19 protein-coding genes and 2 tRNA genes are annotated in these 22,755 nt (G+C 60.7%); 14 read left to right on the top strand and 7 right to left on the bottom strand.

Annotated features, from left to right (window positions below):
• Window positions 1–16: 16 nt before the first annotated feature.
• From yidC to rpmH, 4 genes are read right to left on the bottom strand one after another with little or no spacing between them, the layout of a single operon-like run.
• The gene (gene yidC / locus ACFRFQ_RS12895; RefSeq protein ID WP_378657781.1) at window positions 17–1,132 is read right to left on the bottom strand and encodes a membrane protein insertase YidC; all 1,116 of its coding nucleotides are present in this window, start codon (window positions 1,130–1,132) and stop codon (window positions 17–19) included.
• Between the two features lie 4 nt (window positions 1,133–1,136).
• Window positions 1,137–1,490, bottom strand: coding sequence for a membrane protein insertion efficiency factor YidD (yidD, locus tag ACFRFQ_RS12890; RefSeq protein WP_138871188.1), 354 nt, complete (start codon window positions 1,488–1,490; stop codon window positions 1,137–1,139).
• Window positions 1,487–1,867, bottom strand: coding sequence for a ribonuclease P protein component (gene rnpA, locus ACFRFQ_RS12885; protein ID WP_378657777.1), 381 nt, complete (start codon window positions 1,865–1,867; stop codon window positions 1,487–1,489). The genes yidD and rnpA overlap by 4 nt, the downstream gene beginning before the upstream one ends.
• A 26-nt stretch (window positions 1,868–1,893) precedes the next feature.
• Entirely contained in the window at window positions 1,894–2,037 is a 144-nt protein-coding gene (rpmH, locus tag ACFRFQ_RS12880) for a 50S ribosomal protein L34 (RefSeq protein WP_003942540.1), read from the bottom strand.
• A gap of 816 nt (window positions 2,038–2,853) precedes the next feature.
• Here rpmH and dnaA point away from each other — a divergent pair.
• From dnaA to ACFRFQ_RS12810, 14 genes are all read left to right on the top strand, one after another.
• A complete protein-coding gene (gene dnaA / locus ACFRFQ_RS12875) occupies window positions 2,854–4,407 on the top strand; it encodes a chromosomal replication initiator protein DnaA (RefSeq protein ID WP_378657774.1) in 1,554 nt (517 codons plus the stop codon).
• Window positions 4,408–4,987: 580 nt separating this feature from the next.
• The gene (gene dnaN / locus ACFRFQ_RS12870) at window positions 4,988–6,172 is read left to right on the top strand and encodes a DNA polymerase III subunit beta (RefSeq protein WP_378657771.1); all 1,185 of its coding nucleotides are present in this window, start codon (window positions 4,988–4,990) and stop codon (window positions 6,170–6,172) included.
• A gap of 22 nt (window positions 6,173–6,194) precedes the next feature.
• On the top strand, window positions 6,195–7,433 hold the full coding sequence (gene recF, locus ACFRFQ_RS12865; protein ID WP_378657768.1) for a DNA replication/repair protein RecF: 1,239 nt from the start codon (window positions 6,195–6,197) through the stop codon (window positions 7,431–7,433).
• Entirely contained in the window at window positions 7,426–7,959 is a 534-nt protein-coding gene (locus ACFRFQ_RS12860) for a DUF721 family protein (RefSeq protein ID WP_378657765.1), read from the top strand. The genes recF and ACFRFQ_RS12860 overlap by 8 nt, the downstream gene beginning before the upstream one ends.
• Window positions 7,960–8,045: 86 nt before the next feature.
• On the top strand, window positions 8,046–8,939 hold the full coding sequence (locus tag ACFRFQ_RS12855; RefSeq protein ID WP_378657763.1) for a metal-dependent hydrolase: 894 nt from the start codon (window positions 8,046–8,048) through the stop codon (window positions 8,937–8,939).
• A complete protein-coding gene (locus ACFRFQ_RS12850) occupies window positions 8,936–10,063 on the top strand; it encodes a PDR/VanB family oxidoreductase (protein ID WP_378657761.1) in 1,128 nt (375 codons plus the stop codon). The genes ACFRFQ_RS12855 and ACFRFQ_RS12850 overlap by 4 nt, the downstream gene beginning before the upstream one ends.
• A 43-nt stretch (window positions 10,064–10,106) precedes the next feature.
• On the top strand, window positions 10,107–11,030 hold the full coding sequence (locus tag ACFRFQ_RS12845) for an alpha/beta fold hydrolase (protein WP_378657758.1): 924 nt from the start codon (window positions 10,107–10,109) through the stop codon (window positions 11,028–11,030).
• A gap of 197 nt (window positions 11,031–11,227) precedes the next feature.
• Complete coding sequence (gene gyrB, locus ACFRFQ_RS12840; protein ID WP_378657755.1) at window positions 11,228–13,264, top strand: DNA topoisomerase (ATP-hydrolyzing) subunit B; 2,037 nt, start codon at window positions 11,228–11,230, stop codon at window positions 13,262–13,264.
• 43 nt (window positions 13,265–13,307) lie between these two features.
• Window positions 13,308–15,839 carry a DNA gyrase subunit A gene (gene gyrA / locus ACFRFQ_RS12835; RefSeq protein ID WP_378657753.1) on the top strand — a complete coding sequence of 844 codons (2,532 nt, stop codon included), beginning with the start codon at window positions 13,308–13,310 and terminating at the stop codon, window positions 15,837–15,839.
• Window positions 15,839–17,095 carry a DUF3566 domain-containing protein gene (locus tag ACFRFQ_RS12830; RefSeq protein ID WP_378657750.1) on the top strand — a complete coding sequence of 419 codons (1,257 nt, stop codon included), beginning with the start codon at window positions 15,839–15,841 and terminating at the stop codon, window positions 17,093–17,095. Before gyrA ends, ACFRFQ_RS12830 begins: the two co-directional genes overlap by 1 nt.
• A gap of 75 nt (window positions 17,096–17,170) precedes the next feature.
• Window positions 17,171–17,244: transfer RNA gene (locus ACFRFQ_RS12825), tRNA-Ile, on the top strand.
• A 175-nt stretch (window positions 17,245–17,419) separates the two neighbouring features.
• Window positions 17,420–17,492, top strand: a tRNA-Ala gene (locus ACFRFQ_RS12820).
• 159 nt (window positions 17,493–17,651) lie between these two features.
• A complete protein-coding gene (locus ACFRFQ_RS12815; protein WP_378657747.1) occupies window positions 17,652–19,319 on the top strand; it encodes an alpha/beta hydrolase in 1,668 nt (555 codons plus the stop codon).
• Between the two features lie 128 nt (window positions 19,320–19,447).
• A complete protein-coding gene (locus ACFRFQ_RS12810; RefSeq protein ID WP_378658563.1) occupies window positions 19,448–20,725 on the top strand; it encodes a lipase family protein in 1,278 nt (425 codons plus the stop codon).
• A gap of 64 nt (window positions 20,726–20,789) precedes the next feature.
• Here the strand turns inward: ACFRFQ_RS12810 and ACFRFQ_RS12805 are convergent, their stop codons facing one another.
• Genes ACFRFQ_RS12805 through ACFRFQ_RS12795 form a run of 3 tightly spaced genes read right to left on the bottom strand, consistent with a single transcriptional unit; the run spans window position 20,790 to window position 22,753 of the window.
• The gene (locus tag ACFRFQ_RS12805) at window positions 20,790–21,218 is read right to left on the bottom strand and encodes a hypothetical protein (RefSeq protein WP_378657744.1); all 429 of its coding nucleotides are present in this window, start codon (window positions 21,216–21,218) and stop codon (window positions 20,790–20,792) included.
• Window positions 21,219–21,230: 12 nt separating this feature from the next.
• The gene (locus ACFRFQ_RS12800) at window positions 21,231–22,016 is read right to left on the bottom strand and encodes an amino acid ABC transporter ATP-binding protein (RefSeq protein WP_378657742.1); all 786 of its coding nucleotides are present in this window, start codon (window positions 22,014–22,016) and stop codon (window positions 21,231–21,233) included.
• Window positions 22,013–22,753, bottom strand: a complete 741-nt coding sequence (locus tag ACFRFQ_RS12795; RefSeq protein ID WP_378657740.1) for an amino acid ABC transporter permease — start codon at window positions 22,751–22,753, stop codon at window positions 22,013–22,015. The genes ACFRFQ_RS12800 and ACFRFQ_RS12795 overlap by 4 nt, the downstream gene beginning before the upstream one ends.
• Window positions 22,754–22,755: the final 2 nt, after the last annotated feature.

Below are 22,755 nucleotides of genomic sequence, written 5' to 3'. Positions count from 1 at the left end.
CGTTCTCTTTCCTCGATCATCGCCGCTTATTGCGCTTGGGAGAGTTACCGCGATTGCTCTGTGGCCGGTTCTGTTTGGGTTTCGACGAAGCGCCGCCACCCCCTGAACCGGTGGGCTTGGCCGCAGGCTTATCGGCCTTGTTGAGGGATACCTCGGGCAACTCGGATTCGTTTGCTGATTCCGTCGCACTCAGCGCGGCCGGAGATCCCTTTTTCTTGGCGGGATTGGGACGGGCACCAGGCTTGGGAGCATTGTCGTTTCGACGCGAGATCGCTTCCTGCTTCTTTGTTTCTTCTTCGGCGTCGATCTTGCGGAACACGAGATGCTGCTGACCGTAGGTCCAGATGTTGTTGGACACCCAGTACAGCAGAATTGCGATGGGCAGGAACGGTCCACCGACCAGAACACCGAGCGGGAAAACGTAGAGCGCGAGCTTGTTCATGATCGCGGACTGCGGGTTCGCTGCGGCGGCTTCGGACTGGCGAGCAACCGAAGCGCGGGAGTTGAAGTGCGTCGCGATGCTGGCGATGATCATCAGCGGAGCGGCCACGAGAATGATGTTCAGACGCGACGGCAGCTCGGGAACGTTCTCGGTGACGTAAGCCTGAAGCTGCGCGACCGGCGTCGTGATTGCCGCCGAGATGGGCGCGCCGAACAGACGAGCATCCAGGAACGACTGGACGTCAGTGGCCGAGAAGACGTAGTTCGGGGTGTTGAGGTTGTCCTCGGCGCTCATGCCCAGCTGACCCATACCGGTGCCGGTGCGGTTGAACGAGCGCAGGACGTGGAACAGACCGATGAACACCGGGGCCTGAGCCAAGACTGGGAGGCAGCCCATGATCGGGTTGAATCCGTGCTCCTTCTGGAGCTTCTGCATCTCGACGGCCTGGCGCTGACGGTCGCCCGAATACTTCTTCTGCAGTGCCTTGATCTGCGGCTGCAGTTCCTGCATCTGGCGGGTCGTGCGGACCTGCTTCACGAACGGCTTGTACAGAACCGCACGCAAGGTGAACACCAGGAACACCACGGAGAGCGCCCAGGCTATTCCGTTGTCCGGGCCGAGAATGAACCCGAAGACCTTGTGCCAGACCCACAGAATCGCGGATACCGGATAGTAAATGAAATTGAGCACGGCTCTAAGTACTCCTCTGTTCGTCCATAGGACCGCGGTGGCGGCAACCCGCATCACGGCCACGACGGGGCGGAACGGGGTCCCACCCTCCAGAATGCCAGGGGGCACACTTCGCCAACCGCACCACAGTCAAGAAAAGGCCTTTGATCGCCCCGTGCGTACGGAGGGCATCCACCGCATACTCGCTACAGGTGGGCGTGAACCGGCAGGTCGGCATCCTCAGAGGCGACACATACGTCCGGTACAACTCGATACAGAAGATAAGAACAGTGGCGGGAGCGCGACGCACAGCCTTCAAAACCGTCAGAAAACGGGAGGCTGGGGGAGTTTCGATCTGCTCATCGAGCGGAGTACTCATGGCTCTTCACTTACCGACACCAATAGATTCATTTTGCCCAGACCTGCGCGCAGCTGCTTGGCCAACTCAGCGGAACTGGCGGTCGCACTACCCGGAAGTGCTCGGATAACCACATCTGTTTCCGGTGAAACGTGGGGCGCGAGGTCTGCACATATATGACGAAGCCGGCGTGCGACTCGATGTCGAATCACCGCCGGCCCGACAGCCTTGCTCACGATCAGCCCGAATCGGGGACCGTGATTTGTTACTACCAGCGCCTCTACTTGCTCGCGATCAAACGCGTGCACGACAAGGTCGCGTCTTCCCATACGACGACCACGTCGCACCGCCACGGAAAAATCCGAGTGGCGGCGCAACCGGTACGGCTCAGGCAACACCCCGAGCTCCTGATCTCAGAATCAGATCAGGCTGTCAGGGAATCGCGGCCCTTACGGCGACGCGCCGAAACGATTGCACGACCCGCACGGGTACGCATACGAAGACGGAAGCCGTGAACACGCGCGCGGCGGCGATTATTCGGCTGGAACGTCCGCTTGCCCTTGGCCACGGTCAACACTCCTCGAAGTTCATTGGCGCCTCCCGGCGCCCTCTAATTGATCGGCGCCACCTGAGCGCCTTGGATCTAACGGTCTTCTCCACCCGACAAGCGGCTTGGATAATCCTTCCGACCCGACATATGTAGTCAGCACGAAACGATCACCACCAGCGGGTGACTGTTCGAGGTTACTTACCACCGTTGCCAAGGTCAAACCAGCGCATTCGACGGACGCTCCACCCAAGAAGAAGCGACACGCCGAAAGTGCGCAAATCCCCAATTTTCGAACCCTGATGTGCATAGGCCCTTGACCTCGAGCGAGACCCGGAGTGTGACCTTGGCAACATTTTCGCAACGGTGCTCGGAGCATACAAAACCCGGTGTACGCAATTCCGGCGGAGAACCACTCGACAAGGCCTCATCTGCACGTTCGGTCCGGGCTTCGGGTTTCGACAGGGAAACCCGAGTTTTCACATTCATCCACAGGGCTGTGAGTATCAACGCATCGCTACCCCCGAGTGTCCAACGCCTCGAGTTACGGCAAAAAGCCAGGTAGATCGACTTCGCGCTGGATTTTCGGGAAATATCCCACAAATAAACCGACTCGGTGCACGTTTGTCCACATCTGTGGATAATTGTGTGGAAACACAGTTCAGGTGGCATATTCGTAGGCTGTTACGAGGTTTCTCACCTCAGGTGGCAGACACACCAGCAGACATAACAAAAGTGTCACACCAGCGCACATCCCCACCACCGAACATCCATGCCGCAGCAACGTGCTCGGTAGCGCCAGCGCACTCGCTGTCGGTGAAACACGGAAGGAACCACGTGAACGACGATCCCAACGCGCTCGAACGTGCCTGGGTCGACGTGGTTGCAGAACTCACGAGTGATGACCCCGGGAACGATCTTCCGATACTGAGCAGTAAGCAGAAGGCATTCGTCCGCCTGGTGAGACCACTCACACTCGCGCAAGGATTTGCACTCCTCTCGGTTCCGTCGTCCTTCGCTCAGGAGACCATCGAGCGCGATCTGCGTGAACCGATTCTGCAAGCACTCGGACGACATCTCGGCGGCCAGGTCGAGGGCCTCGGCGTCCGTATCGCTCCTCCCGACGAAGATTCGGCAGAACCGGAAGAGCGCACCGGCAGCCGGCAGTTCGAGTCGGTCAGTAGTTCCGGCGCTTACCGTCGACGCCGATTCACCGAAGGCGACGGGGAACCGTCCGATTCCGAAACCGCCGAGAGCGAAGAGGTCGACGACGACCGCGAAGCATTGGCGAGTGTTCACGAATCGTGGCCGTCGTACTTCACCAAACCACCGGCCACGCCGTCCTCGTCGAACTCCGGTGCAAACAGCCTCAACGCGAAGTACACCTTCGACACGTTTGTCATCGGTTCCTCCAACCGGTTTGCACACGCTGCCGCGGTCGCGATCGCGGAGGCGCCTGCCCGCGCGTACAACCCACTCTTCATCTGGGGCGCGTCCGGGCTCGGCAAGACGCACCTGCTGCACGCGGCCGGTCACTACGCGCAACGGCTCTTTCCCGGTATGCGCGTGAAGTACGTCTCCACCGAAGAGTTCACGAACGACTTCATCAACAGTCTTCGTGACGACCGCAAGGTGGCATTCAAGCGCCGTTATCGCGAGACAGACGTCCTCCTCGTCGACGACATCCAGTTCATCGAAGGCAAGGAAGGTATCCAGGAAGAGTTCTTCCACACCTTCAACACCTTGCACAACGCGAACAAACAAATCGTCGTCTCCTCCGACCGGCCACCCAAGCAGTTGGCAACCCTCGAGGAGCGTCTGCGAACGCGATTCGAATGGGGCCTGATCACCGACGTCCAACCGCCGGAACTCGAGACGCGTATCGCGATCTTGAGCAAGAAGGCGCGGATGGACCGCCTCGAGGTGCCACATGATGTCCTCGAGCTGATCGCCAGCCGGATCGAGCGCAACATCCGCGAACTCGAGGGCGCGCTGATTCGTGTCACCGCCTTTGCATCGCTCAACCGGCAGCCGTTGGATCTCACGTTGGCGGAGGTTGTCCTTCGGGACCTGATGCCCGATTCGTCGAGCCTCGAGATCAATGCGGCGACGATCATGGCCGTGACGGCCGAATACTTCAATATGTCGATCGACGACCTCTGTGGGCCGGGTAAGGCGCGTCCGCTCGCTCAGGCACGCCAGATCTCCATGTATTTATGCCGTGAGCTGACGGATTTGTCATTGCCGAAGATCGGTCAGACGTTCGGGCGTGACCACACCACCGTCATGTACGCGGACAAGAAGATCCGTAAGGAAATGACGGAACGTCGCAAGGTGTACGACCAGGTACAAGAGTTGACGGCTCGGATCAAGCAGCGTTCCAAGCGCTGACCTGCATATTTTGCCGGTGCCCCTCGAGGGGGAGAGATCCTCCCTCGAGGGGCACCGCTGTGTTGGCCGGGCTTCCCTCGAGGTAAGTCATTCCTCCAAACTCGCGACACGCCAAGGTGCGACACGCCGATTTTGGGGAACCTGTCGTTTCTTCTCAAAAGTATTCACATCTGGGGATAACTGTGTTGATAACTTCCAAAGTCTGTGGAGATCTCGAGGAGTAATCCGAAAACTTCTCGTCTGTGCACAGAGGGGCCTGATCGCTCCTCGAGTCTGTCCTCGAGAAGTCCACATGCCCTCGAGGGGGCAGACCTGCATCGACAACCGTTACTCCACAGATTGCACAGGACTTATTACTACTACTGAGAAATTTCTAGGAAAAGCTCTTTAAAAGTAGATTTGTGGACAACTCCTGTGAGGAACCTCAGGCCAGGCCTCGCTCGTCCTCGTCTCGGCTTTCCTCATCGCCCCTCGAGGGCATACGGTTGTCGTCGCACACCGCTGTGCCAGACTTGTCGTCTGACGTCTGTGCCAGACTTGCTGTCACCAGAACATGCCTACCGAGAGGAATCACCCGGCGATGGAGCTTGGAAGCCTGAAGTTTCGCGTATCCCGGGAAGAGTTCGCAGATTCAGTAGCGTGGGTTGCTCGTAGCCTCCCCTCGAGGCCGCCTGTTCCCGTTCTCGGTGGCGTTCTTCTCGATGCAACCGAACAGGGACTCACCGTCTCCGGTTTCGACTACGAGGTCTCCGCTCAGGTTCGCGTTTCCGCAGATGTCACCACTGTCGGTCAGGTCCTGGTTTCCGGTCGACTCCTTGCTGACATCACCAAGTCGCTGCCCAACAAGCCTGTTGATGTCACCCTCGAGGGCACTCGCGTTCTGATCTCGTGCGGAAGCGCGAAGTTCTCCCTGCCGACGATGCCGGTCGAGGACTACCCGCAGCTTCCGACGCTCCCGCAGCAATCCGGTTCAATCCCGGTGGATCTGTTCTCCGAAGCAATCAGTCAGGTTGCCATCGCGGCTGGTAAAGACGACACCCTGCCGATGTTGACCGGTATTCGCGTCGAGATTGCCCAGAATTCCATTGTCCTGGCTGCGACCGACCGTTTCCGTCTTGCTGTCCGCGAACTCGAGTGGATGCCGGCGAACCCCGATGTCGAGGCTGCGGTTCTCATCCCGGCAAAGACCTTGTCAGAGTCCGCGAAAACACTTGCCGGAAACGCAAATTCGCCGGTCGAGCTGGCTTTGGGTTCCGGGTCGAGCATCGGCAACGACGGTCTCCTCGGCATCGTCAACGACGGCCGTCGCACAACGACGCGTCTCCTCGATGCAGAGTTCCCGAAGTTCCGCCAGCTTCTGCCGGCGCAGCACACAGCCATGGCAACCGTCGAGGTTGTTCCGCTGGTCGAAGCCATCAAGCGTGTGGCACTCGTGGCAGAGCGTGGCGCTCAGGTGCGTTTGCAGTTCTCTTCCGAAGGTCTGCTGCTCTCCGCTGGTGGCGATGACGCCGGCCGCGCTGAGGAAACGCTCAACGCAACGTTCCAGGGTGAGCCGTTGACCATTGCGTTCAACCCCGGATACCTCACGGATGGCTTGAACTCGTTGCATAGTGAGAACGTCCTGTTCGGCTTCACGACGCCTAGCCGTCCCGCAGTTCTGCGTCCGGCTACCGACGAAGATCCGACGCCGGACGAGTCGGGTAATTTTGCTGCGCCCTCGAGCGAGTACACGTACCTGCTGATGCCGGTTCGACTTCCAGGCTGATTATTGCTGTTGGGCGGCATGAGTGTTCGTTCGTAGATTCTCGTTGCGGGACTTCCGTTCGTGGGATTCCCTGACACTTGATCTGGTACCGGGAACAACTGTGTTCCTCGGTTCTAACGGGCACGGTAAAACCAACATCCTCGAGTCGCTCGGCTACTTGTCGACACTGTCGTCTCATCGGGTTTCTTCTGATGCCCCGATGATTCGCAGCGGTTCGGCCAGCGCTTTTGCCGGTGCAACGGTGGTCAACTCCGGTCGTGAACTCACCATTGACGTCGAGTTGATCGAGGGAAAGTCCAACCGCGCCAGGATAAATCAGTCGCCGGCGCGGCGTCCCCGCGAAGTTCTGGGGATCTTGCAGTCCGTGATGTTTGCGCCCGAGGATTTGTCGTTGGTTCGCGGCGATCCTGGTGATCGTCGACGGTACCTCGACGAACTGCTGACGTTCCGCATCCCTCGAATGGCCGCTGTGCGTGCGGATTACGACAAGGTGTTGCGTCAACGCTCAGCGCTGTTGAAAACGGCAGGTGGGGCACTTCGACGCGGTTCGGGTGGCGGCGAGAATGTTCTCTCCACCCTCGAGGTGTGGGACGGACATTTGGCTGCACACGGCGCGCAGTTGTTGGCCGGCCGCCTCGAGTTGGTTCACGACCTCGCGCCGCATCTTGCCGAGTCGTATCGCTCGATAGCGCCGGAATCCAGGCCCGCGTCGATGCGCTACCGCAGCAGCCTCGCAGCGTCGTTGGACCCTGAATTCACTGATCCCACAAGGATTCCCGGAATCGATGACGTCGCATACCTCGAGGAGCGTTTCCATCACGAACTGTCGGTGATGCGAACCAAGGAAATCGATCGGGGTGTGTGCCTTGTCGGTCCGCACCGCGACGATCTCGAGCTGATTCTCGGGGACAGTCCTGCAAAAGGCTTTGCCAGCCATGGGGAATCGTGGTCGTTTGCGTTGTCGCTGCGGCTGGCGGGGTTCGCGTTGCTACGAACAGAAGGTAGTGACCCCGTACTGCTGCTCGATGACGTTTTTGCCGAATTGGATCGCCGCCGTCGCCGTGCGTTGGCTGCGGTCGCCGCCACCGCTGAGCAGGTCATCGTCACTGCCGCGGTTCCGGAGGATGTTCCCGGCGAACTCGAGGCAGCCAAGTTCGGCGTCGAAGCATCCGAAACGCCCGAAGGTCGTATTTCACGGATAGTCTCGAAAGACCGGTCTGCGACGACGGACTTGTCCGAGGGGGTCGAAAATCGTGAGTGACGAGAAAGAGCCAGAACTTCGGGGTATCGATTTGGCACGCCGAGCCCTCGAGGAGGCCCGCGCTGCGGCTAAAGCCAACGGGAAGGCCGTCGGGCAAGGTCGATCGTCACCCAAGTTCGGCAGCGGTAGGCCGCGTCGACGCGGCGGGTGGTCCGGTCCCGGCCCGGATGCCCGCGATCCACAACCGTTCGGAGCATTGACCAGCGCGGTGTCCAAATCACGCGGCTGGTCGCCGAGAGTGTCCGAAGGCACCGTGCTCGGCCGCTGGCCGCAGGTTGTCGGAGAAGACATCTCTGCGCACGCCGAACCCATTTCCCTCCGTGAAGGTGTCCTGAGCATCTCGGCGGAGTCGACGGCCTGGGCGACTCAATTGCGGATGATGCAGTCCCAGATTCTGGCCAAAATCGCAGTTGCGGTGGGTGACGGCGTCGTGAAAACACTACGGATCACGGGGCCGAGTGCGCCCAGTTGGCGTAAAGGCGAAAGGCACGTCAAAGGTCGCGGACCTCGCGATACGTACGGCTGAGCAAGCCCTGGTTGTACCTATTACTTCATGTTACAGTTACCCTGGTTCTGGGTGAACTGTGTCACAGAGCATGAAGGGGTAGTCAGATGCCGAGCAAGGTACACGCCGAGCCTGATCACATCTTGTTGCAGGCACGCAATGTCGAATTCGACTGGTCCGACCTGCCGATGCACTGGATTCCGGGTGATCCGTTCAGCACTCACGTACTCAACGTGCTGCACCTGCTGCTCCCGGCCGGTGAGGAGTGGTTTGTCGAAACGTTCAAGGAAGCGCTTCCACTCATCGAGGACGAGACGCTTCGTGACGACGTTGTCGGTTTCATCGGTCAGGAAGCCATGCACGCCGGCGCTCACAGCGGTGTGCTGGTCCATCTGAAGGAAAACGGGCTTGATCCGACGCCGTACACGCAGCAGATGGAATGGACCTTCTCGAAATTGCTCGGACCACGTCCACTGACCGGACGACGGGCCGAGAATCACCTGGTTGAGCGTCTGGCGATCATCGCGGCCATCGAACACATCACGGCATTCCTCGGCGACTGGGTTCTCAACGCCGACGGTCTGGATCGGGCCGGAATGCACCCGACCATGCTTGATCTGCTTCGCTGGCATGGAGCTGAAGAAGTCGAACACCGAGCGGTTGCGTACGACGTGATGCGCTACTTCGACAAGCGGGAAACCCGTCGTATCCGTACTCAGCTCCTGGTCACGCCCGTTATCGTGTGGTTGTGGATCAGAGGAACCCGCTTCCTGATGCGCAACGATCCTGAACTTGCCAACCAAGCGCCGAGTCGGCGTCGTCCGCACTTCTCCGATTTTGTGGCAGCCGGCAAGCGCGGCACAGTCCCCACCAGTTTCGAGCTGGTCAAGCGGATGTCGACCTACTTCTCGAAGTCTTATCACCCCGGCAAGGAAGGTTCGACGGCTCAGGCAGTGAAGTACCTGGCGTCCTCGCCGGCTGCGCAGGCGGCGGCCCGATGATTCCGTCGATTGCCAGGATCAAGGACGTCCTGATCGGGCACGACGGTCTTCCGCGATATCAGGCACCACCGGATCTCGCGGGTCGTGCTCGTCCCGATCGGGCTATGTGGATCACAGAGTTGTTGGCGGACAAGTACCTTCGTATTCTGACGGCTTACGACTACAACCCGAGGATTGCCGGCCATAACCCGGATACCGCGCTGAACATGGTGGTCAGTACGCGTGAGGTGGTCGCGACCGACGAAAATGTTGTTCGTTTGCGCTTCGAATCTGCTGACGGCTCACCGATTCCGCCGTGGCAGCCCGGTTCTCATCTGGACTTCCATCTGCCTTCGGGTCTGCGACGACAGTATTCACTCTGTGGGGATCCCGCTGACCGCTGGGGATACAGCGTCGCGGTACGCCGAATTTCCGACGGTGGTGGTGGTTCCGTCGAAATGCATGCACTGCAGCCAGGCGAGCGCGTGACGGTTCGTGGACCGCGCAACGGGTTCCCCTTTGTCGGTGAAGGCAGTGCGCTCTTCATTGCCGGTGGTATCGGAATCACTCCGATCATCGCAATGGTCAGGGCTGCAAGGCAATTGGGCATGGACTGGTACTTCGTATACTCGGGCCGCTCTCGTGAGTCCATGCCGTTCCTCGGGGAGATCGCAACCTGGGATCCGGAACGGGTGTTCGTGCGGCCTGACGAAGAGTTCGGATTACCCACTGCCGCGGATCTTCTGGATAAAGCTCCCGATGGGGGAGCTGTGTATTGCTGTGGCCCGACGCCCATGCTTGACGCGGTGCGTACAGGTTTCCGGGAAACACCTTCCACTGCTTTGCATTTCGAGAGATTCGGAGCACCGCCAATCATAGGAGGGGTTCCGTTCGAAGTACAACTGATCAGCTCCGGCGAAGTGTTGACCGTGGACGCGGATCAGTCGGCACTCGAAGTTGTCAGGAAAACCTTGCCCGGTGTCGGCTACTCGTGTCAGCAAGGCTTCTGCGGAACCTGTCGCGTCAAGGTTCTCGCCGGACTTCCGGATCACCGCGAGAACCGCCTGACCGATGCCGAACGGGAAAACGAGATGCTGATCTGTGTGTCGCGTTCCGCCGGCGGACGACTGGTACTCGATCTCTAGTTCTTCTCGCCCCACTTTCTTCTCTGCTACGAAGGGTTTGCCGATGACCAAGCATGCGCCGCTCCATGCCGTAACCGCCCGCAGCGTCACCAACGGCGCGGTCAGCCTTGCCGTATTCGAGCAGGGCCGGGCAGACGGTGAGACGATCGTCCTCGTTCACGGGTGGCCGGACACTCACGAACTGTGGAATCGCGTCGTACCTTTGTTGGCCGACAATTTCCGCGTCGTCAGCTATGACAGCCGCGGAGCCGGTGAGAGCACGATCCCGTCGCGAGTGCAGGACTACCAACTCAGTGCGATGGCCGGTGATTTGTTTGCCGTGATCGATGCGGTCAGTCCGAACAAGCCGGTTCACGTCGTTGCTCATGACTGGGGATCCGTCGAAACCTGGGAGGCCGTCTGCGAGCCGGGTGCCGAGGAGAAGATCGCATCCTTCAGTTCCATTTCAGGACCGAATCTCGACCATCTCGGAAAATGGATCCGTTCCAGTGCGTCCAAGCGGCGATTCCGCGGACCGGCCGCCCAAGCGGTGGCGTCGGCGTACACGGTGCTGTTTCAGGTTCCAGGTCTGTGCACGGTGCCGTTGCGGCTGTGGTTTTCCAAGCACTGGCCGGCGTTTCTCGGATTCTTCGACGGTCTGGACCCGAAATTGGTGGGGACCGCGCCGACGGTTGCCGACGACATGGTCAACGGTCTCAAGTTGTATCGGGCGAATATCCGGCCCGCTCTGGGCAAACCACGGGAACGGTACACGGACGTTCCGGTTCAGTTGATTCTGAACAAGTACGACAGGGCAGTTCGGCCGGTGGGCTTCGAGGACACGGAAGAATGGGTCTCCGACCTGCGACGGACCGAAATCCTGGCCGGCCATTGGTCGCCGATTTCGCACGCCGACAAGGTTGCCGAACATGCGCAGGCCTTTATCGCGAGCCTGAGAGAGCGTCGCTCGGAGAAGCAAACTTCCTAGCGTTTCACCTTCAGGGGATCGTAAAAATTCGTCTGCGGCGCAACCAGGGGTGTCATTGGCCGGTTCCTGTCGGTGCTTACCAGTAAGATGGTCTTCGGTAACTAGCGGCAACATTCTCGAACCCGCTCCGACGACACCCGCAAGGGCTTGCTGACGGCTGCGCTCGAGTATTGACGGAGAAGGAGAGCTACCCACCCGTGGCTGCCCAGAAGTCAGATACAAGCACTTCCAGCAAGGACTACAACGCGTCGTCCATCACAGTCCTCGAAGGACTGGAAGCGGTACGTAAGCGCCCAGGCATGTACATCGGTTCCACCGGTGAACGCGGCCTGCACCACCTGATTTGGGAGGTCGTCGACAACTCGGTCGACGAGGCGATGGCCGGATACGCCAGCAAGGTCGAGGTAACCCTCCTCGAAGACGGCGGCATTCGCGTCGTCGACGACGGCCGTGGCATTCCGGTCGGAATGCACGCCTCCGGGGTTCCCACCGTCGAGGTCGTGCTGACCCAGCTGCACGCCGGCGGCAAGTTCGACTCCGATTCCTATGCCGTCTCCGGTGGTCTGCACGGCGTCGGTATCTCGGTGGTCAACGCGCTGTCCACCAGGCTCGACGTCGACATCAAGGTCGACGGCTACGAGTGGCAGCAGACGTACACCGATTCCAAGCCGGGAGAGCTCGTACAGGGCGCTCCGACGAAGGAGACCGGTACCACCGTCAGTTTCTGGGCCGATCCCGAGATCTTCGAGACCACCCGATACAACTTCGAGACCGTCGCGCGTCGTCTGCAGGAAATGGCCTTCCTCAACAAGGGCCTGACCATCACGCTGACCGACGAGCGCGCCGAGGTCATCGACGTCGACGACGAAGCTATCGACGTCGCCGAGGCACCGAAGTCAGCAGCCGAGACTCAGGAAGCGGCTGCTGCCGCTCCGCGTAAGGCCAAGACCCGCGTCTACCACTACCCGGGTGGACTCGAGGACTACGTCCGTCACATCAACAAGTCCAAGAGCCCCATCCACAACTCTGTTGTGGGATTCACGGCCAAGGGCACGGGCCACGAGCTCGAGGTCGCGATGCAGTGGAACTCCGGTTACTCGGAGTCCGTGCACACCTTCGCCAACACCATCAACACGCATGAGGGTGGAACGCACGAAGAGGGCTTCCGCGCAGCGCTCACCACGGTCGTCAACAAGTACGCCCGTGACAAGAAGCTGCTCAAGGAAAAAGAGCAGAACCTCAACGGTGACGACATCCGTGAGGGTCTTGCCGCCATCGTGTCCGTCAAGGTCGGTGAACCGCAGTTCGAGGGCCAGACCAAGACCAAGCTCGGTAACACCGAGGTCAAGTCCTTCGTGCAGAAGGCGTGCAACGAGCATCTTCAGCACTGGCTCGAGGCCAACCCCGCCGACGCCAAGACCATCGTGAACAAGGCGGTCTCGTCGGCGCAGGCTCGTATTGCCGCTCGTAAGGCCCGCGAATTGGTTCGCCGTAAGAGCGCTACCGATCTCGGTGGCCTGCCAGGCAAGCTTGCCGACTGCCGCTCCAACGATCCGGAGAAGTCCGAGATCTACATCGTGGAGGGCGACTCGGCAGGTGGCTCGGCCAAGTCCGGCCGCGACTCGATGTACCAGGCGATTCTGCCGCTCCGCGGCAAGATCCTCAACGTCGAGAAGGCCCGCCTGGACCGCGCGTTGAAGAACACCGAAATCCAGTCGATGATCACCGCCTTCGGCACCGGCATCCATGACGAGTTCGATATCGCGAAGCTGCGCTATCACAAGATCGTGCTCATGGCCGACGCCGACGTCGACGGTCAGCACATCGCGACGCTGCTGCTCACACTGCTGTTCCGCTTCATGCGCCCGCTGGTCGAGCACGGTCACGTGTACCTCGCCCAGCCGCCGCTGTACAAGCTGAAGTGGCAGCGCAGTGAGCCGGAATTCGCGTACTCCGATCGTGAGCGCGACGTCCTGGTCAAGGCTGGTCTCGAATCCGGCAAGAAGATCAACAAGGACGACGGTATCCAGCGTTACAAAGGCCTTGGCGAGATGAACGCCAAGGAGCTGTGGGAAACCACGATGGACCCGACGGTGCGTGTTCTGCGTCTGGTGACGTTGGACGACGCGGCTGCTGCCGACGAACTGTTCAGCGTGTTGATGGGTGAGGACGTCGAGGCTCGGCGCAGCTTCATCATCCGTAATGCCAGGGACGTCCGTTTCCTCGACGTGTAGCACCTGCGCTTGCGCCCACCATCTTCTTTAAGAAAGTGAACTCATGACCGACACCACGTTGCCACCGGACGGACCGCAGCACGACCGCATCGAACCGGTCGACATCCAGCAGGAAATGCAGAGCAGCTACATCGACTACGCCATGAGCGTCATCGTCGGTCGTGCTCTGCCGGATGTGCGCGACGGCCTCAAGCCCGTGCACCGCCGCGTGCTGTACGCGATGTACGACACCGGCAATCGCCCTGATCGCGGATATGTGAAGTCTGCCCGTCCGGTCGCCGAGACCATGGGTAACTACCACCCCCACGGCGACTCCTCGATCTACGACACCCTGGTCCGTATGGCCCAGCCGTGGTCGCTGCGGTATCCCCTCGTCGACGGTCAGGGCAACTTCGGTTCCCGCGGCAACGACGGCGCTGCCGCCATGCGTTACACGGAGTGCCGTCTCACGCCTCTCGCGATGGAGATGCTTCGTGAAATCGACCATGAGACAGTTGATTTCACGCCGAACTACGACGGTAAGACGCAGGAACCCACGGTTCTTCCCAGCCGTGTCCCGAACCTGCTGATCAACGGCTCCAACGGTATTGCCGTCGGTATGGCCACCAACATTCCGCCGCACAACCTGCGGGAAGTTGCCGACGCCATCTACTGGGCGCTCGAGAACTACGAAGCCGACGAGGAATCCACGCTCGCTGCCGTCATGGAGCGGGTCAAGGGACCGGACTTCCCGACGCACGGCCTCATCGTGGGTGGCCAGGGAATTCAGGACGCCTACACCACCGGCCGCGGCTCCGTCCGTATGCGCGGTGTGGTCGAGGTCGAAGAAGATGCCAAGGGCCGCACCACAATTGTCATCACCGAACTGCCGTACCAGGTCAACCCGGACAACCTGATCACTTCCATCGCGGATCAGGTTCGTGACGCCAAGATCGCCGGCATCTCCGACATTCACGACGAGTCTTCCGACCGCGTCGGCATGCGCATCGTTGTCACCGTCAAGCGTGACGCTGTTGCCAAGGTTGTACTGAACAACCTGTACAAGCACACACAGTTGCAGACCAGCTTCGGCTGCAACATGCTCTCCATCGTCGACGGTGTTCCACGCACACTGCGCCTCGACCAGATGATCCGTCTGTACACGACGCATCAGCTCGAGGTCATCGTCCGTCGCACGCAGTACCTGCTCCGCAAGGCCGAAGAGCGCGCTCACATCTTGCGTGGTCTGGTCAAGGCTCTCGACGCCTTGGACGAGGTCATCGCCTTGATCCGTGCGTCGCAGACCGTCGACGTCGCTCGGGCCGGATTGATGAACCTCCTCGACGTCGACGAGATTCAGGCCGACGCGATCCTCGCGATGCAGTTGCGTCGTCTGGCCGCCCTCGAGCGTCAGAAGATCGTCGACGAATTGGCTGAGATCGAGATCGAAATCGCCGATTACAAAGACATTCTGGCCAAGCCTGAGCGTCAGCGCGCGATCGTTCGTGACGAGCTCAAGGAAATCGTCGACAAGTACGGCGACGACCGTCGTACCCGGATCATCGCCGCCGACGGTGACGTCAACGACGAAGATCTCATCGCCCGCGAGGACGTTGTCGTCACGATCACCGAGACCGGCTACGCCAAGCGCACCAAGACCGACCTGTACCGCTCGCAGAAGCGCGGCGGCAAGGGCGTTCAGGGCGCCGGCCTCAAGCAGGACGACATCGTCTCGCACTTCTTCGTCACGTCGACGCACGACTGGTTGCTGTTCTTCACCACGAAGGGCCGCGTCTACCGTGCCAAGGCATACGAACTGCCCGAGGCCAGCCGCACGGCGCGTGGTCAGCACGTAGCCAACCTTCTGGCCTTCCAGCCGGACGAGCGCATTCAGTCCGTCATCCAGATCAAGACGTACGAAGACGCGCCCTATCTGGTCCTCGCTACTCGAAACGGTCTGGTCAAGAAGTCCAAGCTCACGGACTTCGATTCCAACCGCAGCGGTGGCATCGTCGCGATCAACCTGCGTGACGAGGACGAACTGGTCGGTGCTGTTCTCTGCTCCGCCGACGACGATCTGCTTCTCGTGTCGGCACAGGGCCAGTCGATCCGCTTCTCGGCAACCGACGAGGCATTGCGTCCCATGGGCCGCGCTACCTCCGGTGTTCAGGGCATGCGCTTCAACGGTGAGGACGAACTGCTTTCGCTCAACGTCGTTCGTGAAGGCAAGTTCCTGCTGGTCGCGACTTCCGGTGGTTACGCCAAGCGCACAAGCATGGAGGACTACCCGGTGCAGGGCCGTGGCGGCAAGGGCGTGCTCACCATTCAGTACGACAAGAAACGTGGCACTCTGGTCGGAGCGCTCATCGTCGACGACGACGACGAGCTGTACGCGATCACCTCGGGCGGCGGCGTCATCAGGACAGCTGCCAAGCAGGTTCGTAAGGCTGGACGTCAGACCAAGGGCGTGCGTCTGATGAACCTCGGCGAAGGCGACACCTTGCTCGCAATTGCGCGCAACGCCGACGAACCCGAAGAGATCGCTGCCGCAAACACCGACAGCGCAGACAATGCCGATGGAGCTAAGGAGTCCTAGTGAGCACTCCCAACCAGCCGGGCAGTGACCAGAAGAGCACGAGCACTTCCGGTTCGACGCCCCAGAAGCCGGAGCAGTCAGCTGCTCCGGCGGGTGCAGGGGGCTCGACGTCTCCCGTTGAGGCATCGAAACCCCCGGCCGCTGGTAAGCCGAGCAGCTCTGCCGCCGATTCCAAGGCTGTGGCCGACAAGTCGGCTCCGCCTGCGGTTGGGAAGAGTTCACCGGCTGCTCCCGCTGCCCCGAATGTTCCCGCTGCCCCGAAGTCACCTGAAGCGCCGACGCCCCCAGCGGCACCGGCTAATCAGGCGGCTGCCAATCAGGCTCGGGGTAACCAGGCGCCACCGTGGCAGCGCGGTCAGCAGCAGTCGGGTCCGCAACAGCCGGTATCTCAACAGCCTGTTGCTCAGCAGCGCGAACCCCAGACCAACATCACCCGTCCGGCTGCGCCGCGACCCGATGTTCGTAAGGGACCTGAGGTTCGCAAGGGACCGCCGCCGGCTGCCGGGAAACCGTCGGTCGGTCCGCCGAATCAGCGACCAGCGGGTCCTGGAGGTCCGTCGCAGCCGCCGGCTCGGCCGGTAGTCACGGGAACAGCGGCGCCGAAGGTCATGAACAACGCGGTCGACAACAAGACCGTCGCGAACAAGACCGTCGCCGACAAGACTGTGGCAAATAAGACCGTGGCAAATAACGCTGTGGCGAACAAGCAGGTTGCGCCGCCGAATGCTCCGGCCGGTCCCCGGGCCAAGGCTGCGGCCATCGACGGTCCGACTCGGCATATCAGCCGTAAGGATTTGCCGAAGGACATGCCGGACCTCTCCGAGGCGAAGCATCCACTGCCACAGGCAGCTGTCGGTGATAAAAATCACGTCGCTGCCGTCGCGGCGGCGTCCAATGGGACTCCGTTGCGGGCGACTGTGCAGATCCGCCGTATCGATCCATGGTCCACACTCAAGATCACTTCTGTGATCTCGGTTTCACTTTTCTTCGTGTGGATGGTGGCCGTCGGACTTCTGTACGTCGTTTTGGACGGCATGGGCGTCTGGGACCGCCTGAACAACGCGTTTACGGACATCGTGTCCGATGGCGGATCCGACGGACTGGTGACGGCGGGGCAAGTCTTCGGCTATTCCGCGGTGATCGGTTTGGCGAACATGGTGTTGTTCACGGCGCTCGTCACCATTGGATCGTTCATCTACAACCTCTGCAGTGACTTGGTTGGCGGCGTCGAGGTAACTCTCGCGGACCGCGACTGACCTGCGGAAACATTGCCCCACCGGACCCGTTTTGGTGTTAGCGGGCCGGTGGGGTAATCTTTGAAACCGGTTCAGGGGCCTATAGCTCAGGTGGTTAGAGCGCTTTACTGATAATGAAGAGGTCGGAGGTTCAAGTCCTCCTAGGCCCACTCCTTGTGCCGAAGAAGGGTTGCTGGAATGAAGGTTTTCCTGCTTGTCGGGGCTAGCATTCTGGTGTCTCTCGTAGTCACCAAGTTGATCAAAAGTCGGCGCGGAGACAAGGTTTGGCACGATTTGGAAACAAGCTAGAACATAGGTACTCTGACTCCGGTCGGAAAACCGAACGGGGCCTTAGCTCAGTTGGTAGAGCGCTGCCTTTGCAAGGCAGATGTCAGGAGTTCGAATCTCCTAGGCTCCACAGTAAGAAAAACACCCTCCCGGGCAACCGGGAGGGTGTTTTTGTATGTGCGTATCCGCTCCCCCTGTCGAGCGAAAGGTACGTTCGCTCTTCGGAATTAGCATGCCGACTGGGCGGTACGGTGCCCGAAATCGAACTCTCTGCGCTTACGATTCCCGCATGAGATCTGTGTGGGACCGCATACGCCGCTATTGCGCGACGCTTCATCCGGTTGGCCTTGCCTTTGCGCTGGTGTTCTTTACGTGGTCGATGACCCCGTCGCTGCTACCACGAGCGTGGTACCTGCAGGGCGTTGCGTCGGGTATCTCCCTCGCTATGGGTTATGCGATCGGAACTCTGGTTGCCTGGACGGTTCGCAAGTGTGGCGTCGAGCCGCAGTGGTCGGAGCGCACGAAGAAGATCGCGTGGCGGACCATGGCGGTTGTAGCTGTGATCGCGGTTCCCCTCTTCTTGATTCTGGGGGCGCGGTGGCAGCGAATAGTCCGTGAACTTGTCGGAATGCCGCGTGACAGTGCGGCAAACTACCTTCTGGTGGCGTTGATCTCGCTACTGATCTGGTTCATCCTGCTCGAGGCGTCGCGGGGTATCCGCTATTCCACGAACCGTCTGTCGCAGTTCGCCTTGCGGTTCGTCCCGAAGGAAGCGGCGAAGGTCGCCAGCCTTGTCGTGGTGCTCGCTCTTGCAGTCTTCGTCGTGAACGGTGCGCTGTACAACGGGTTGATCGCGTTCGCGAACTGGAGTTTCTCGGGCGCGGATACGGAAACGCCGGACGGTATCGAACAGCCCCTCATCGCCGAGCGCAGTGGTTCGCCGATGTCTGCGGAAGCCTGGGACTCGTTGGGGCAGGAAGGGCGCACCTTCATGGGTAGTGGCCCCACCGCGGCGGAGATCACGGCGCTGACCGGGCGTGAGGCGAAGCAACCGATCCGCGTCTATGCCGGGCGTGAGTCGTCGGATTCGATTCGCGGCGTGGCAAACCGGGTTGTCGACGAACTCAAGCGCACCGGTGGTTTCGACCGCGGAACTCTGGCCGTCGTCACGACGACCGGTCGTGGCTGGGTCAACGAGGATGTGGCGTCGGCGTTCGAATATGTCGAGGACGGGGACACGGCCATCGCGTCGATGCAGTACTCGTTCCTGCCGAGTCCGTTGGCTTTCATCGCCGACCGTGAGACTCCGATGGTTGCCGGCCGCGCACTGTTCAACGCTGTTTTTGCCGAGTGGATCGACCTGCCGGTGGAGACGCGTCCCGAGTTGGTCGTGTTCGGTGAGAGCCTCGGCTCGTACGGTGGCCAGGCCGCGTTTGCCGGCGATCAGGACATGATGACGCGCGTCGACGGAGCGTTGTGGGTGGGCACACCCAACTTCACGCAGCAGTGGCAGGAGATCACGAACAACCGTGACTCAGGTTCGCGCGAGATTCTTCCTGTGATCGACGGCGGTGAGTCGATCCGTTTTGCTGCGGATCCGATCGACTTGGAGCTCGATGCCGACTGGAACGACGATCGAATCGTGTACTGGCAGCATGCGAGTGACCCCATCACGTGGTGGTCGTTCGACCTCTTGCTCAACAAGCCGGACTGGTTGAGCGAAAAGCCGGAGGGACGCGACGTGGATCCGGGGATGACCTGGATTCCTCTGGTGACGTTCTGGCAGGTCACTCTCGACATGGTGTTCTCGGCTGATGTTCCGTCGGGTCATGGTCACAACTACGGCGAAGACGCCGCGGACATGTGGGCCAACATCTTGCACCCGCCGACGTGGACGCCTCAGAACACCGAGCAGTTGCGGGCGCTCCTGACGAACAATCTGGAGCCGACAAAATAGTTGAAAGTGGCTGTACGACAACCACTCTAAGGTTGTTTCCTTACCGGTAAGTTTGTTTTGAGGTATATGTTACCCTGCGTTCACTGTGTGTCAGAGCACAGTGCAAACGACGTGGGGAGAACGTGACCGTGAAGAACCGAATGTCGTGGGCAATCGGCTTGTCCGTTGCAGCACTGGTGACCAGTGCTGCAACGGCGCCGTTCGCAGCGGCTGAACCAGCGGATTTCTACACTCCGCCGACGGAATTGCCGGCCGGCAACAATGGGGACCTCATTCGCAGTGAGCCGACGCCCTTGCTGCTCAGCGTGCCGGGATCGAACGGCCCGTGGCCGGCTACCGCCACCAAGATCATGTACCGCAGCGAGGACGCCAATGGTGCTCCCGTTGCGGTCACCGGCACGTACCTCGAGCCGACAAACCCGTGGACCGGGCAGGGGGCGCGTCCACTGGTTGCCAGCGCAGTAGGTACTCACGGGCAGGGTGATCAGTGCGCCCCGTCCAAGCTGTTCAACACCGGAATGGAATACAAGTTTCCGACCGACGTGATGGTCGGCTACGAGTCCATCTGGGTGAACATGCTGCTGCTCAACGGCATTGCCGTTGTCGTCACGGACTACGACGGGCTGGGAACGCCAGGTGACCACACGTACGTGAACCGCGCGGCCGAGGCACACGCCGTCCTCGATTCGGTGCGTGCTGCTCAGCAATTGCCGAATGCCGGCATTCCCGACGATGGGCCCGTCGGCCTATGGGGCTACTCGCAGGGCGGTGGCGCTGCCGCTGCCGCAACGGAACTGAAGCCGTCCTACGCCCCGGAACTCGATCTGAAGGGCACGTACGCTGGTGCCCCACCGGCTGATCTCGCAGCCACGCTCGCTCGAGTAGACGGCACGTTCCTCACCGGTGTCATCGGATACGCGCTCAACGGGATAGTGACTCAGTATCCCGAAGTGGAGTCGTTGCTCGATGCGGAGATCAACGATCGTGGACGAGCGATGTTGGCCGCAACCAAGAACCAGTGTGTCGGAGAGACCGGACTGCAGTTCGGATTCCAGCACTCCTCGAGCTTCACCAAGTCCGGCGAATCGCTGTCGGCCGTGCTTGCTCGACTGCCGTTGGCGCAGGAAATTCTGGACGAACAGAAGATCGGGAATCGAATACCGACGTCGCCGGTGCTTATCCAGCACGGCCGGGCCGACGACATCGTTCCGTTCGGGCAGGGACAAGAACTCGCACGGGACTGGTGTGACGGAGGCGCGGTCGTGCAGTTCTCGGTGAACGAGCTGCCCTCGGTTGCATCCGGCTTGGCCCTGGGGCACGTAATGCCCTACGTCGTGGGAACGCCGGAATCCGTCGGCTACATGATCGACCGGTTCAACAACGTTCCGGCGCCGTCGAACTGCTGACGCCGACACACGAACGAAAAGAGGCCCGGAACACACTGTGTTCCGGGCCTCACTGCTTCACGATCTACGCAGTTTTCTCGTCCACTCGCGGAGGAGCCGACGCCACCGGCGGGTGCTCGCGGCGACGGCTCTTGAAGAAGACAGCGCCGCCGATCACTGCCACACCGGCAATCACGAACAGGCCGATGCGCTTGCGTCCACGCGGCTTCGGTTCACGCTCTGCTCGCGCCGCTGACTTGGCGGGGAGGGACTTCGCGCACTCCACGCCCTTCTTGGCGAGAACGGCGCTCTGACGGCCCAGGAACAGGCCGAGCTGCCGGGCACCACGGGCGGTCGCTGTTGCGACCACAGCGGCGATGCGGCGGGCGTTATCGGCTGCGTCTGATTCCTTGATACGTGATGCCGTTTCCTCGAAAGAATCTTCGACCCTGGCCAAGGCTTGGTCGAACGTGTCGGGAAGCTGGCTGCTGAGGGACTCGGTCACTCGTGTCATGACTCCACTTTGTCACAGGATCTGTCCCAGGAACTGCCGGGTGCGTGGATTTTGTGGGTTGTCGAAGAATTGATCAGGGGCAGCGTCTTCGACGATCTTGCCGTCGCTCATGAAAACGATGCGATCTGCGGCAGCGCGGGCGAATGCCATTTCGTGGGTGACTACCACCATCGTCATGCCCTCGTCGCGAAGCCGGACCATCACGTCCAAGACCTCTTTGACCATTTCAGGGTCGAGCGCCGATGTCGGCTCGTCGAAAAGCATGACGCTCGGCTTCATGGCCAGCGCGCGGGCGATGGCAACGCGTTGTTGTTGACCGCCCGAGAGTTGGGAGGGGTAGTTGTCGGCTTTGTCGGACAACCCGACCAGGTCGAGGAGTTCGAGCGCCTGCGCCTGGGCTTCGTCCTTCGCAACTCCCTGTACGTGGCGTGGACCTGCTGCGACGTTCTCCACGGCGGTCATCATGGGGAAGAGGTTGAAATTCTGGAACACCATCCCCGTGTTGTGCCGCTGTTTCGCGATCTGCGCCTCGGTTCGCAGTCGGCGTTTGCCGTTGCTGTCGACGTAACCCATCGATTCGCCGCACACCTCGACGATTCCGGAGTCGATGACCTCGAGGCAGTTGAGGGTGCGCAGCAGGGTGCTCTTACCGCTGCCCGACGGTCCCAGTAGCAGCACGACTTCGCCGGTGGACACGCTGAAATCGATGCCGTCGAGCACGCGTACGTCGTTGAAGGACTTGATCATGTTCTCGACGCGAACAACCGTGGTGCTGCGGGCGATGGCGGTGGTGGTCATCTGTTCACTGCTTCCGCTAGCTGAGCTGACTCGGCGACTTTCGCATCACCGGAATTGTTCTTGCGCTTGTAGTTACGGTCGTAGCCTCGGCCGGCCCGGGCTTCGAGGACGCGCTGGATCATTCCCCAGAGCGTGGTCAGCACAAGGAAGTACAGGGCCGCTGCGCACAGGCCTTCGAGGACCCGAAAGTTGACCTGAACCAGAAACTGCGTGCGCCGCAACAACTCTTGGACCGAGATGACCGATACCAGAGTTGTGGTCTTGAGCAGCCCGTTGAAGCTGTTGCCCAACGGTGGAATCATGACGCGAAATGCCTGGGGCAGCACGACAACTCGGAATACCTTGAACGGTGACATGCCCAGTGCGCGGGCCGCCTCGGTTTGTCCTGCCGGTACCGACATCAATCCAGAGCGGACGATTTCGGAGAGATAAGCGGCTTCGTTGAGAACAAGCCCGAGCAGAGCAGACTCGATGACGCCGAGTTTGATACCCACTTGCGGGAGTCCGGTGTAGATGATGACCAACTGCACCAGTAGGGGCGTGCCACGCATCAGCCACACGTAGAAGCCGACGATTGCGCGCAGAATCCACCAGCGGGACGAGCGTGCCGCAGCAACGACGACGGCCAGCATCAGGCCGAGAACCATGCTGACGACAGTGAGCCAGATGGTGACCCATGCGCCCTCGAGCAGCTGTTTACTGGTCAAGATCGAGAAGAATGCATCCCAGGACCACATAG

The organism is Rhodococcus sp. NPDC056743 (assembly GCF_042790355.1).
Lineage (GTDB): Bacteria > Actinomycetota > Actinomycetes > Mycobacteriales > Mycobacteriaceae > Rhodococcus_F.
The sequence above is the reverse complement of the archived record's forward strand: the minus strand, read 5'-3'. Positions and strand labels throughout refer to the sequence as shown.

Excerpts from the sequence above, each read along its gene's own strand:
- ACFRFQ_RS12800 (WP_378657742.1), bottom strand. The coding sequence starts at position 22,016 with ATGACCACCACCGCCATCGCCCGCAGCACCACGGTTGTTCGCGTCGAG.
- ACFRFQ_RS12795 (WP_378657740.1), bottom strand. The coding sequence starts at position 22,753 with ATGTGGTCCTGGGATGCATTCTTCTCGATCTTGACCAGTAAACAGCTG.
- ACFRFQ_RS12855 (WP_378657763.1), top strand. The coding sequence starts at position 8,046 with ATGCCGAGCAAGGTACACGCCGAGCCTGATCACATCTTGTTGCAGGCA.
- ACFRFQ_RS12805 (WP_378657744.1), bottom strand. The coding sequence starts at position 21,218 with ATGACACGAGTGACCGAGTCCCTCAGCAGCCAGCTTCCCGACACGTTC.
- ACFRFQ_RS12850 (WP_378657761.1), top strand. The coding sequence starts at position 8,936 with ATGATTCCGTCGATTGCCAGGATCAAGGACGTCCTGATCGGGCACGAC.
- yidD (WP_138871188.1), bottom strand. The coding sequence starts at position 1,490 with ATGAGTACTCCGCTCGATGAGCAGATCGAAACTCCCCCAGCCTCCCGT.
- ACFRFQ_RS12845 (WP_378657758.1), top strand. The coding sequence starts at position 10,107 with ATGACCAAGCATGCGCCGCTCCATGCCGTAACCGCCCGCAGCGTCACC.
- dnaN (WP_378657771.1), top strand. The coding sequence starts at position 4,988 with ATGGAGCTTGGAAGCCTGAAGTTTCGCGTATCCCGGGAAGAGTTCGCA.
- ACFRFQ_RS12815 (WP_378657747.1), top strand. The coding sequence starts at position 17,652 with ATGAGATCTGTGTGGGACCGCATACGCCGCTATTGCGCGACGCTTCAT.
- gyrA (WP_378657753.1), top strand. The coding sequence starts at position 13,308 with ATGACCGACACCACGTTGCCACCGGACGGACCGCAGCACGACCGCATC.